The organism is Klebsiella sp. G-Nf4 (assembly GCF_002810615.1).
GTDB classification, from domain to species: domain Bacteria; phylum Pseudomonadota; class Gammaproteobacteria; order Enterobacterales; family Enterobacteriaceae; genus Klebsiella; species Klebsiella variicola.
Genome location: NZ_PION01000001.1, coordinates 441616 through 453616 on the forward strand (window position 1 = coordinate 441616; position 12001 = coordinate 453616).

11 protein-coding genes and 1 riboswitch are annotated in these 12001 nt (G+C 61.4%); of the genes, 4 read left to right on the forward strand and 7 right to left on the reverse strand.

Going from position 1 to position 12001, the window contains the following annotated elements:
• Positions 1 to 329 precede the first annotated feature (329 nt).
• Positions 330 to 409, forward strand: a riboswitch (ZMP/ZTP riboswitch).
• A 17-nt stretch (positions 410 to 426) separates the two neighbouring features.
• The 3 genes from CWM57_RS02230 to CWM57_RS02240 all read left to right on the forward strand — a co-directional run bounded on the left by CWM57_RS02230 (position 427) and on the right by CWM57_RS02240 (position 4052).
• Complete coding sequence (locus CWM57_RS02230) at positions 427 to 1059, forward strand: LysE family translocator (RefSeq protein ID WP_100675543.1); 633 nt, start codon at positions 427 to 429, stop codon at positions 1057 to 1059.
• Positions 1060 to 1280: 221 nt separating this feature from the next.
• Entirely contained in the window at positions 1281 to 3191 is a 1911-nt protein-coding gene (gene mrdA / locus CWM57_RS02235; RefSeq protein ID WP_165784122.1) for a penicillin-binding protein 2, read from the forward strand.
• 111 nt (positions 3192 to 3302) lie between these two features.
• A complete protein-coding gene (locus CWM57_RS02240) occupies positions 3303 to 4052 on the forward strand; it encodes a glutamine amidotransferase (protein ID WP_100675544.1) in 750 nt (249 codons plus the stop codon).
• Here CWM57_RS02240 and pqqF read toward each other — a convergent pair.
• The 7 genes from pqqF to CWM57_RS02275 all read right to left on the reverse strand — a co-directional run bounded on the left by pqqF (position 4036) and on the right by CWM57_RS02275 (position 10688).
• Entirely contained in the window at positions 4036 to 6321 is a 2286-nt protein-coding gene (gene pqqF, locus CWM57_RS28005; RefSeq protein WP_100675545.1) for a pyrroloquinoline quinone biosynthesis protein PqqF, read from the reverse strand. The two genes, CWM57_RS02240 and pqqF, sit on opposite strands and share 17 nt — an antisense overlap.
• A complete protein-coding gene (gene pqqE, locus CWM57_RS02250) occupies positions 6321 to 7463 on the reverse strand; it encodes a pyrroloquinoline quinone biosynthesis protein PqqE (RefSeq protein ID WP_074385764.1) in 1143 nt (380 codons plus the stop codon). Before pqqE ends, pqqF begins: the two co-directional genes overlap by 1 nt.
• Positions 7450 to 7728: a pyrroloquinoline quinone biosynthesis peptide chaperone PqqD gene (gene pqqD / locus CWM57_RS02255; RefSeq protein WP_100675546.1), complete on the reverse strand. Its 279-nt coding sequence runs from the start codon at positions 7726 to 7728 to the stop codon at positions 7450 to 7452. The genes pqqE and pqqD overlap by 14 nt, the downstream gene beginning before the upstream one ends.
• A gap of 2 nt (positions 7729 to 7730) precedes the next feature.
• Complete coding sequence (pqqC, locus tag CWM57_RS02260) at positions 7731 to 8486, reverse strand: pyrroloquinoline-quinone synthase PqqC (RefSeq protein WP_008804780.1); 756 nt, start codon at positions 8484 to 8486, stop codon at positions 7731 to 7733.
• Positions 8480 to 9406 carry a pyrroloquinoline quinone biosynthesis protein PqqB gene (gene pqqB, locus CWM57_RS02265; protein ID WP_100675547.1) on the reverse strand — a complete coding sequence of 309 codons (927 nt, stop codon included), beginning with the start codon at positions 9404 to 9406 and terminating at the stop codon, positions 8480 to 8482. Before pqqB ends, pqqC begins: the two co-directional genes overlap by 7 nt.
• Positions 9407 to 9460: 54 nt before the next feature.
• Positions 9461 to 9532 (reverse strand): pyrroloquinoline quinone precursor peptide PqqA, encoded by a 72-nt coding sequence (pqqA, locus tag CWM57_RS02270; protein ID WP_002905689.1) that lies wholly within the window; start codon positions 9530 to 9532, stop codon positions 9461 to 9463.
• 136 nt (positions 9533 to 9668) lie between these two features.
• Positions 9669 to 10688: a dipeptidase gene (locus CWM57_RS02275; protein WP_100675548.1), complete on the reverse strand. Its 1020-nt coding sequence runs from the start codon at positions 10686 to 10688 to the stop codon at positions 9669 to 9671.
• 243 nt (positions 10689 to 10931) lie between these two features.
• Between CWM57_RS02275 and CWM57_RS02280 the strand changes: the two genes are divergently transcribed.
• Entirely contained in the window at positions 10932 to 11924 is a 993-nt protein-coding gene (locus tag CWM57_RS02280; protein WP_100675549.1) for an alpha/beta fold hydrolase, read from the forward strand.
• Positions 11925 to 12001: the final 77 nt, after the last annotated feature.

Here is a 12001-nt window from a genome sequence, read left to right on the forward strand (position 1 = left end):
TGCTTTTGTGAATGCCATTACGATATACACTGCTACCAATAAGCGATATTTGAATGAGTCTACGGATTTAATAGCTAATTCCGTTCAACGAAGGGCGAAATACCCTCTCATGGGACCTGGCGGATCCAGGGTGTAAAATAAACCTCACCATTAACCATAGACGTAACGAGACGGCAAAGGAAACGATCTGCAGCATTCTGGCAATCGGAATGCTAATTGTTTGAGATATGACAATTTTACTGCGAGAAAAAGATGAGGGTTGTCTGTTGAGCAACCGTTGCGAATGTCCGGTGCAGGGGTTGTTGCCTGACACAGAATAAGCTAATACTTAGGCACCATGTGACTGGCGCTAAAGACAGAATACTGTTGGGGAGCATGGTCGCCGTCGCCGCGCGCCTGGGCATTACCGATATCTGGAGATAAGTTATGCCTGAATTCGCTTCATTAATGGCCTTTGCCGCGGTGGCGCTGGGGTTGGTGTTAACCCCAGGCCCCAATATGATGTATCTCACTTCGCGTTCGATTTGCCAGGGAAAACGCGCTGGCTTTATCTCCCTTGCCGGTGTGGCTGTGGGGTTTTTTTTCTATATGTTGTGTGCCGCGTTCGGCATCACCGCGTTGGTTTTCGCGGTCCCTTACGCCTACGATGCCTTGCGTTTATGCGGGGTCGCTTATTTGCTCTATCTGGCGTGGCAGGCGATTAAACCGGGAGGGCGGCCGATATTCGCGGTGCGCGATTTACCCGCGGACAGTGGGCGTAAGCTGTTTCTGATGGGATTTATCACCAGCCTGGCGAACCCCAAAGTTGCCATCCTGTATCTGTCCCTGCTGCCGCAGTTTATCACCCCCGGACTCGGCAGCGTGCTCAGTCAGTCGTTAATATTAGGCTGTACCCAGGCGATCATCAGCGTAGCGGTGAACGGCATGATTATCTTGCTGGCCGGGCAGGTGGCGCTATTTCTTGGGCGGCGGCCGGGCTGGCAACAATTTCAACGCTGGCTGATGGCGACGGTACTGGCCGGGATGGCGGTAAAGATCGCTTTTGAGGCCAGAAAATAAGCGGGTTGACCGTGTAAACAGATGCCAGCAATACCGTTTGCTGGCTACCCTCGCACCCTGAAGCCTTTCTTCCACACAGAAAGGCTTCCCACGCTCTAACATGCTGAAACATTTCTGCCAGATCATTAGCAACCTTTCAGTAGGGCTGGCGCCGCGATAAGGCTATGCTTCCCGGCCGTTACGCTGTTGGTTTTTCTTGTGATTCAGGTGATGTACCGCTAATGCCCCTTTTGAGAGATGAAATTCGCGACCACTCCGCGGAAGAGATGCTGTTTATCCGCCGGGCCGCAATTGCTTTTCTGCTGGTGGTGGTCTGCTTTGGCGTGCTGATCGTCAACCTCTACCATCTGCAGGTGGAGCAGCATGATTTCTACCAGACCCGATCGAACCAGAACGACATTAAGATGCTGCCCATCGCCCCCAGCCGCGGGCTGATATTCGATCGCAACGGCATTCCGCTGGTGCAGAACATTACCCTGTATCGCCTGCAGGTGATCCCGAGCAAAATTCCCGATATGGCCGCGCTGCTGCAAACCCTGACGCCGATCGTCGACCTGACGCCGGATGACATCGCCAGCTTCCGCGACGATATGCACCACAACAGCCGCTATAAAGCGGTGACGCTGAAGTCCGACCTCAGCGACGTGGAGGTGGCGCGCTTCGCGGTTAACGAATTCCGTTTCCCCGGCGTGACGGTGGAGAGCTATCAGCAGCGCGAATACCCGTACGGCGCCGAGCTGGCGCACGTGGTGGGCTATGTGTCGAAAATTAACGACAACGACCTGCAGCGGCTGGCGAAAGACGGTGAAGAGGAGAACTATGCTGCCGACCACAATATCGGCAAGCAGGGGATCGAGGGCTATTACGAAAAAGCGCTCCACGGCACCACTGGCTATCAGGAAGTGGAGGTGGATAACCACGGCCGGGTGGTGCGTCTGCTGAAAGAGGTACCGCCGGTGGCCGGGAAAAACCTCTACCTGACCCTCGACCTGCACCTGCAGCAGTATATTGAGTCGGTGCTGAAGGGGCAGCGCGCGGCGGTGGTGGTGGTCGATCCCCGGGATGGCGGCGTGCTGGCGATGGTTTCCAGCCCCAGCTACGATCCTAATCCCTTCGTCAAAGGCATCGGCTATCAGGCCTATAAATCGCTGCTCGATAATCCGGACCGGCCGCTGATCAACCGTGTCACTCAGGGTCTTTACCCGCCGGCCTCGACGGTGAAGCCCTATATGGCGCTGTCGGCACTGTCCGCAGGGGTGATCACCCCGAACACCACCTTCTTCGGCGCACCGACGTGGACGCTGCCGGGCACGGAACGCCGCTACCGCGACTGGCTGAAGACCGGCCACGGGATGCTCAACGTGACCAAAGCCATCGAAGAGTCGGCTGATACCTTTTTCTACCAGGTCGCCTTCGAGATGGGTATTGACCGGATCCATGAGTGGCTGAGCAAGTTCGGCTACGGCCAGTCCACCGGCATCGACCTTAATGAGGAGTATGCCGGGGTACTGCCCAGCCGGGCGTGGAAACAGCGGGTGCATAAAAAGCCCTGGTACCAGGGGGATACCATCTCGGTCGGCATCGGCCAGGGGTACTGGATCGCGACACCGATCCAGATGGTCAAGGCGCTTACCACCCTGCTGAACAATGGCAAGGTGCAGGATCCGCATCTGCTCTACTCGATGAAGCAGGGCAATCATGTGGAACGTTATCAGCAGCCGGCGAACCTGCCGCAGGTGGGTGATCCGACATCGCCGTACTGGGGCATTGTGCGCAACGGCATGTATGGAATGGCGAATCTGCCCAATGGCACCGGCTACAAGCTGTTCCATACCGCGCCGTACCAGATCGCGGCGAAATCCGGTACCTCGCAGGTGTTCAGTCTGAAGCAAAACCAGACCTATAACGCCAAAATGATCCCGGTGCGTCTGCGCGACCACATTTTCTATACCCTGTTTGCCCCTTATCAGCATCCGAAGGTGGCGATGGCGCTGATTCTGGAGAACGGCGGCGGGGATGGCGTAGTGGCCGGACCGACGGCGCGCGCCATTCTGGACCACATCTTTGTTCCGCAGCAGGCGTCATCCGCGGCGGCTGACGTGCCGCAGCGTGACAGCGCCGATGCCCAGTAAGCGACGGGACTTATTCCTGACACGCATCGTTCATAGATATTGGTTATTTGTCCCGCGGCTTTCCGGGCGGCATAGTGATGGCAGGAACATGACCCGGAGCGAGGAGGAAGGGTGACACGTAACCGATTATTGCTGGTTCAGACCGGCACGCCGCCGGCAGCCATCCGCGAGGAGCATGGCGATCTGCCGCACTGGTTCCGTACGCTGCTGGCGCCGTGGCAGGCGCAGCTGACCGCGGTGCGGGTGTTTGAAGATGAACCGCTGCCGGCGCCGGATCGCCAGACCGTGGCGGTGCTGACCGGTTCGTGGGCAATGGTTTCTGACCGCCTGGCATGGAGCGAACGGACCGCCGACTGGATCCGTCAGGCGGTGGCTATCGGCATGCCGCTGTTCGGCGTCTGCTATGGTCATCAACTGATGGCCCATGCGCTGGGCGGTGAGGTGGCTTACCATCCTGCCGGGCGGGAAAGCGGCAGCAAAACGATTGCGCTTTCGCCGTGGGGTGTCGATGACCCGCTGCTGAGCGGCCTGCCAGCGACATTCCCCGCGCATTTGAGCCATTTGCAAACCGTGACCCGTTTGCCGGAGGGGGCAACCGTGCTGGCCGCATCCTCCCACGATCCCCACCAGATTGTGCGCTACGGGCCGCAGGCGGTCTCCACGCAGTTTCACCCGGAATTCACCGTGCCGATTGCCCGCTCGCTGATCCGCTACCGTGAGGCGGTGCTGCAGGCGGAGGGCATCGACCCGCAACAGTTACACGACGAGGTGCAGGAGAGCCCGCAGGCCGCGGCGATCCTCACCCGCTTCGTCAGCGACTTTCTGACCCCGGATACCCCGGCCATTAATTCCCTGTCGTGAACAGCACCCGCCAGCGGCGACGCCGGCGGGTCATCTCACGCCACAGGGCGACCACTTCTTCAACGCGCAGCGCGTCAGCCGCCTGCGGCGTCACCCCCGGCAAGTTATACTCCTGGCGCAGTGCGTCCAGGGCGCGCACCTGCGGCTCTACCCGGGTGTGGGCCTGAGCGGCCAGCCGCTGCTGTAACAACCTGAAGGTCGCCTCATCCATGGGGTCCAGCTGGCGCAGAAAGGTTTTACAGCAGCGGAGGAGTTCTCCGGGACGGCGTTCCGGGGACTGGAGCGCCATCAGCAGCCCATCGCGATCGGCAACGCGCTGATAGCGGCAGCTCACCACATAGCCTATCTGCTGCTCCACCCGCAGGCGCTGGAAAAACGGCGGCTCGCAGAACTGCGCCAGCACCCGCAGGGCCGCCAGCGAAGCGCCTTCCGGCAGCGGAAGAAAGACCAGTAGCGCCGTGTCGCCCCGGGGATAAGCCAGCCGCTCGACGCCGCCGCGGCAGGGGGCCGGAGCGGGCATCGGCGGATTAACCGGGACGGTAAGCCGGCTCAGCTGACGCGCTACCCACTGCGCATCTTCCGCGCTGCCGCCAATCAGGGCCGCCAGCCAACCTTCCTGGTGCGCTGACGTACCCAGCCGTTCGGGGAGCTGGGCCATGAGATGACGGATCGCAATACTCTCCGGCGGTGGGGGCAGCGGGGCGACCGAGAGCGCGAGCTGCCGCACGATGGCCTGCAGAATCGCCTCCGGCCGTTGGCCGGACGCAGGCAACTGCAGGATCAGCTGCCAGCTGCCGTCGAACAGATGCCACTCGCCGTGTCCCCCGGCATGGCGCAGGGCGGCAAGTAATGGACGCAGCTGTTCCCCGCGCGCCAGCCCCCCGGCCGGCGTGGGCGAGCAGTAGAAGGGCGGTCGCAGCAGGAGCGTCGGCGGCTCTCCCGGTGACGGGAGGTGACGCAGTGGCGCGGCTTCCGCCGGGCTTTCGGCCACGAGCTCGCCAGCGGCCTGCGGATAAAAAGCGAATGCCAGCGCCGGGTCAGAGACCGGACGTGGCGACCAGCGGCTGAGCGGCAGGCTAAAGCCCTGGGTGGCTACCGTTGCTCCGGGGGGCTGCGTCTGGCAGGCCAGGCTGACCGTGGGGGCGGCCAGCAGGGCGGCGCAAAAATCGGCGAACCCGGTGGGCGGCGCCCCGGGGGCAAAGCCGAATGCCCGCTGGCGCAGCTGATCGAGGGGCGACAGCGCCTGAAAACGGCGCCGGGACAGCTGATAGTAGTGTTGCTGCTGCTCAGGCGTCGTCTGCTGTAGCGCCTGCAACCAGTGGGTTATCTGCCGGTCGACCTGTTCCGGCCGGTCGCTGGCGAAAATCAGCGCCAGCCAGCCGAAGTGCTGATCCTGATACAACCAGTTCAGCGTCACGTCCTCGGCCAGCCCGCGCTGGCGCAGGCCGGCCATCAGACTGCCTGGGGCTTCATCCAGCAAAAACTCGCGCAGTAACGTGACATTGTCACTTAAGGCGATCAGCGGACAGCGCCACAGCGCGGGCTGGCTGGAGACGGCCAGCTGCTGTTCAGGGGGCTCGCCCAGACTGATCGGCGGCGCCGGCGGCGGTGCCTCGCCCGCAGCAAGCCCGGCGGCGAAACGCGCCGCCAGTTCGCCTAGGCGCTCCAGCGGCTGCGGTCCCTGCAGCCAGAGTTGCATCCGGCGGGCGACGTAGTGGCTGCGGTGAAAATCGCGTAAGGCCGCCTGTAGCGCGAGGAAATCCTCCCCCAGCGACCCGGCGTCGCCCACCTGAAAGCGGCGAAACGCCGCGGGCGCGATGGCGGCGTGGCGCACGGCGGCTTCCCGTCGCGATGGCTCATGCAGTTGGATCAGGCGGTTTTCAGCGTCGATAACCGCGACTTCGCGTTGAATATCGTCCCTGAGCAGCAGCGGCGCCTGCAGCATCTCCTGCAGGCGCGCGACGCCGTCAGCCAGGCCCTCGGCGGCGACCTCGAAAAAGAAAGCGCTGTGGCGGGCCAGGGTGGTGGCATTCACATTCCCTGCCTGGCGCTGCACCCAGCCCATCAGTCGTTCATCATTGCGGTAGCGCTCACCGCCGTAAAACAGCAGGTGTTCCAGCAGGTGCGCCAGACCGGGGAAGTGCGACGGTTCGTGGTGGCTGCCGGCGGCAACTCGCACCAGGGCCGCCGCGCGATCGGCCTGCGGCTGATGAACCAGGGTGGCCTGCAGGCCGCCCGGCAAGGTGACGGTGCGGGTCGCCAGCGTCATTACAGTTCCCGGGTTTTGTAGATCAGCTGCGAGCGGGTACGGTTGCGGAACTGCAGCTGGCTGACTTTGATGTCGCTGCAAGCCGCTTCACGCCGGGCCTCGAGGATTTTGTGATGATGCGGGGATTTGCTGCACACCGGGTCGGCGTTATCGGCGCTGCCGGTCAGCATAAAGGCCTGACAGCGGCAGCCGCCGAAGTCTTTCTCTTTTTCATCACAGGAGCGGCACGGCTCCGGCATCCAGTCATACCCGCGATAACGGTTGAAGCCGAACGAGTCATACCAGATCGATTCCAGACTCTGCTCCAGCACCGACGGGAACGCCACCGGCAGCTGGCGCGCGCTGTGACACGGCAACGCAGTGCCTTCCGGGGTGACGCTAAGGAAAATCGATCCCCAGCCGCCCATACAGCCTTTCGGGCGTTCCTCGTAATAGTCCGGGGTGACGAACAGCAGGTTGGTGAGGTTGCCGCTGGCGGCCATTTTCTGCCGGTAATCGGCGACCACCTGCTCGGCGCGGGCGATCTGTTCCCGGGTCGGCAGTAACCCCTCGCGATTGAGAAACGCCCAGCCGTAAAACTGGCAGGTGGCGAGCTCGACGTCATCGGCTTCCAGCTCAATGCACAGCTCGATAATTTTATCGAGCTGGTCGATATTGTGCCGGTGGAGGACGAAGTTCAGCACCATCGGGTAGTCGCGCGCTTTTACCGCTCTGGCCATCGCCAGCTTCTGCTGGAAGGCTTTTTTATTGCCGGCAAGAGCGGCGTTGAGCACCTCATCGCTGGCCTGGAAGCTAATCTGGATATGGTCCAGCCCGGCCTCGCTGAAGGCGTCGAGTTTGCTCTCGGTTAGCCCAATTCCCGAGGTGATCAGGTTGGTATAGAACCCGAGGTCGCGCGCGGCGCGGATCAGCTCCGGCAAATCTTTACGGGTCAGCGGCTCGCCGCCGGAAAAGCCCAGCTGTACGCTACCCATCGCTCGCGCCTGGCGAAAGACCGCGATCCATTGTTCGGTGGTCAGCTCCTTTTCCTGCCGGGCGAAGTCCAGCGGATTGGAACAGTAGGGACACTGCAGCGGGCAGCGGTAGGTCAGCTCCGCCAGCAGCCACAGCGGCGGATTGACGGCGGGTTTATTCTGGCTCACGGCAGGTGATCCACTTCTGTTGACAGGCGATCTGCAGGAACTCGACGACGTCGTCATCGACGCCGCCGGCTTCCGGGAAACGTTCGTTAAGCATGGCGATAATCGCCGCGACGTCGCGCCGGCCATCGACCAGCTCGAGGATCGCCGCGGCGGTCTCATTGAGTTTAGCCATTCCCTCCGGATAGAGGATCACATGGCTCTCCTGGGCGGCTTCCCACTGCAGGCGGTAGCCGCGACGAAAGACAACGATGGACGTTTTTTGCATGATTACACCAGTCGGGTCGTGTGCCAGGCCGCCTTGTCGGTGACCGTATGATAGGGCGGGCGCTGCAGAGCGTAGGCCATGGTCATGGCATCGAGCATCGACCACAGGATGTCGAGCTTAAACTGCAGGATCTCCAGCATCCGGTTCTGTTTTTCAGCGCTGTCGCAGTAGGTCTTCGCCAGCGCCAGACCATGCTCAACGTCGCGGTTGGCCTGGCTCAGACGACTGCGGAAGTAAAAATAGCCTTCCTCTTTGATCCACGGATAGTGCTGTGGCCAGCTGTCGAGGCGCGACTGATGGATCTGCGGGGCGAACAGCTCGGTCAGGGAGCTGCAGGCCGCCTCCTGCCAGCAGGCGCGACGGGCGAAGTTGAGATAGGCATCCACCGCGAAGCGCACGCCGGGCAGCACGTGACGCTCGCTGAGCAGGTCGTCGCGGCTCAAACCGACCGCTTCCCCCAGCCGCAGCCAGGCTTCAATCCCGCCATCTTCGCCGTGGCTACCGTCGTGGTCGAGGATCCGCTGCACCCATTTGCGCCGGGTCTGCGCATCCGGGCAGTTGGCCATAATCGCCGCGTCTTTCAGCGGAATGGTGGTCTGGTAATAAAACCGGTTCGCCACCCAGCCCTGAATTTGCTCGCGGGTCGCTTCGCCGTTATGCATGGCGATATGGTAAGGGTGGTGAATATGGTAGAAGGCGCCTTTGGCCCGCAGAGCCTCTTCAAAGGCCTGCGGCGACAGCGTGTCGGTGATCAGCATGCGGTATCCTGAAGGGTGATAGCCATCCCGTCCCAGCTCACTTCAATCCCCTGTTGCGTTAGCGCCTGGCGCTGGGGAGACTGCTCGTTAAGGATCGGGTTGGTGTTATTAATATGAATGAGAATTTTGCGTTTTGCCGGCAGGGAGGCCAGCAGGGCCATCATCCCGTGCTCATCGCCGAGCGCCAGGTGGCCCATATCGCGACCGGTATTGCGCCCGACGCCGGCGGCCTGCAGCTCGTCATCCTGCCAGACGGTGCCATCGATCAGCAGACAGTCCGCTTTTTGCAGCCACGGCAGGAGGGCTTCATCCGGCTCACCCAGCCCCGGGGCATAGAACAGCGTCTGCCCGTTGCGGCGGTTTTCGATAAACAGCGCCACGTTATGGCCCGGCAGCGGCCGGTCGCGATACGGCGAATAGGGCGGCGCGTTGCTGGCGATAGGCACCGCGGTAAACTGCAAATCAGGACAGGCGTCAACGGTAAAAGGCTGCTGCGGGGCGATGGGATGATGCACCAGGCCGCCGTTCCAGTGTCGCAGCATGGTAAACACCGGGAAGCCGGTGGAGAGATCCTCATGAACCTCCGGGGTGCACCATACCTGGTGCGGGCAGCCTTCGCGCAGGCTCAGCAACCCGGTGGTGTGGTCGATCTGGCTGTCGGTGAGAATAATGCCGCCGATAGACGTCCCGCGCAGCACGCCGGGTTTATTTAACTCGGGGGTATGGGCAATCTGCTGGCTGATATCCGGCGAGGCATTGCACAGCACCCACTCTTTGCCGTTATCGCTGACGATGATCGACGACTGGGTGCGGGCGCTGGCCTGAATGGTGCCGTTGCGCAGGCCCTGACAGTTGGCGCAGTTGCAGTTCCATTGCGGGAAACCGCCGCCGGCGGCGGAGCCGAGGACTTTAATTAACATGAAGACGGACCGGGTAATGAATGAAGATGCCCGCGCGAACGGCGGGCGGGGCGACTAGCGGTTAGAAATGTACAGCGTCACTTCCAGACCGAGACGTAAATCGATAAAAGCAGGTTTCTTCCACATGTTTTGTTCCTCTTAAAAATGACAACAGGCCTCACGGATAATGGTGGATCTGTGACGGCCGCCGCATATTGCGCTTCACCGGGAGAGAGATCAACCCGGAATATGTAAGGAATTAACTTTATGTTTACAATATAACCTATTGTTGCCAAACATTTTTTAATACCTGCAGCCAGTTGTTCCACAACAGCTTATCCAGCACCAATTGATCATAGCCATTGTTCCGCAAGGCATTGATAAGCCGCGGTAAGCCGGCCACATCGCCCAGCTCGTCCGGCAGGGTGATGCCGTCAAAATCCGAGCCGAGAGCCACATGATCCTCACCCATTATGTTAATAAGATAGTCGATATGCCGGACAATGGTGGTTAAGGGCGTGTCGCTGTCACGCCGTCCGTCGGCGCGCAGGAAAGCATTGCCGAAATTGACGCCCACTACGCCGCCGCTGTCGCGGATCGCCCGCAGTTGCCGGTCGGTCAGATTGCGCGGCTGCGGGCACAGGGCGTGGGCATTGGAGTGGGTGGCCGCCAGCGGGGCGGTGGAGTGGCGGGCAGTATCCCAAAAGGCCTGTTCATTCATGTGCGAAACATCGATCTGCATCTTCAGGGCGTTGGCCTGAGCGATGAGCGCAATGCCCTCGCGAGTGAGACCCGGCCCGCTGTCCGGGCTGCCGGGAAAGGCGCCGGTGACCCCGCAGCCGAAGCGATTGGCGATGTTCCAGAACGGACCAATGCTGCGCACCCCGGCGCGATAAAAGGCCTGCAGATCTTCGCCTTGCGTGTCGAACCCGCCAGCACCTTCGATGTGCGCCACCATCGCCAGCGCGTTATCCTGGCGACAGCGTTCGATATCCGCCGCGCTCAGGCACAGCCGCGCGCGGCTGGCGTCATGGGCGCAAATCGCCTTGAGGATAGCCAACTGCTGCCAGAGGATCGCCAGCGGATCCCACTCCTCGCTGGCGTACTGCGGCGCCACGCGGGCGATATACTCCTGCGGCGGCACAAAGAGGGCGAACAGGCCGCCGGCCAGCCCGCCCTGGCGGATACGCGGATAGTCGAGATGGCTGTTTTCTATCCCGGCAAAGAAGGCGCTTACCGGATCCTCACGATGGTGAAGCCAGAGATTCAGCAGCAGGTCATTGTGACCATCAAAAATCGCCATAGCGGGTTCCTGCGTTCTTAAGTGGTGAAAAATGCCTGCCACGGTAACGGATTTATCTCCTGGGGCAAGCATAAATTCACATGCCCGCAACAATTGCCAACCTCGACTCTGTATCACACTGTATCTCGCGGCGCAGCGCTGACATTAAGAGATAAAAATGGCCCCGGTCGGGCACATGGCGGATACAAATTTCCGCTTAACTGGTCACGTACTCTCTTGATGATGATAAAAGGTGAGAAAGTGATGAACAGATTATCCCTGATCCGCTATACCAGCGCCGCGGCGCTGGGGTTATCCACCCTGTGGTCCGCCGCCGTTTGCGCCGCTGAAGACGCGGGGGCGTTCGACAAAATCCAACAGATCCGCGCCGGCGATCTGAATATGGGCTACGTGGATATTGGCCCGCGCGACGGCCAGCCGGTGATCCTGCTGCACGGCTGGCCCTACGATATTCAGAGCTATGCCCAGGTGGCGCCGGCTTTAGCGCAGAAGGGTTACCGGGTCATTGTGCCGTATCTGCGCGGCTACGGCACGACCCGTTTCCTCTCCGCCAGCACGCCGCGTAACGGTCAGCCGTCGGCGATGGCGGCCGATATTGTCCATCTGATGGACGCCCTGAACATCAGGCAGGCGGATCTGGCCGGCTTTGACTGGGGGGCGCGCACGGCGGATATCGTCGCCGCGCTGTGGCCGCAGCGGGTGAAATCCCTGGTCTCGGTGAGCGGGTATCTGATCAGCAGTCAGCAGATTGGCGAAAAACCGCTGCCGCCGCAGGCTGAGCTGTCGTGGTGGTATCAATTCTATTTTGCCACCCCGCGCGGGGAGGCCGGCTACCGGCAGAACACCCACGACTTTGCGAAATTTATCTGGCATCAGGCGTCGCCGCAGTGGCAATTCAGCGATGCGACCTTTGCCAAAACCGCCCGGGCGCTGGATAACCCGGACCACGTGGCGATCACCATCAGCAACTACCGCTGGCGCCTGGGGCTGGAGAAGGGGGAAGCGAAGTATGCCGGCTATGAACAACGGCTGGCGGCGCTGCCGCTGATAACCGTGCCCACCATCACCCTTGAAGGGGCGAATAACGGCGCGCCGCATCCGGCTCCCGCCAGCTACCGGGCTAAATTTACCGGGAAATATGAACACCGGGATCTGCAGGGGGCGGTGGGCCATAATCCGCCGCAGGAGGACCCGGCAGACTTTGTCCAGGCGGTGGTGGACGCCGACCGTTTGTAACCCGCACCTTGCCGGCGGCGCGACATTGCGCTTCCGGCAACACGGCTTATGCTTGTGAAGAGTTAATTTTGCCGCAG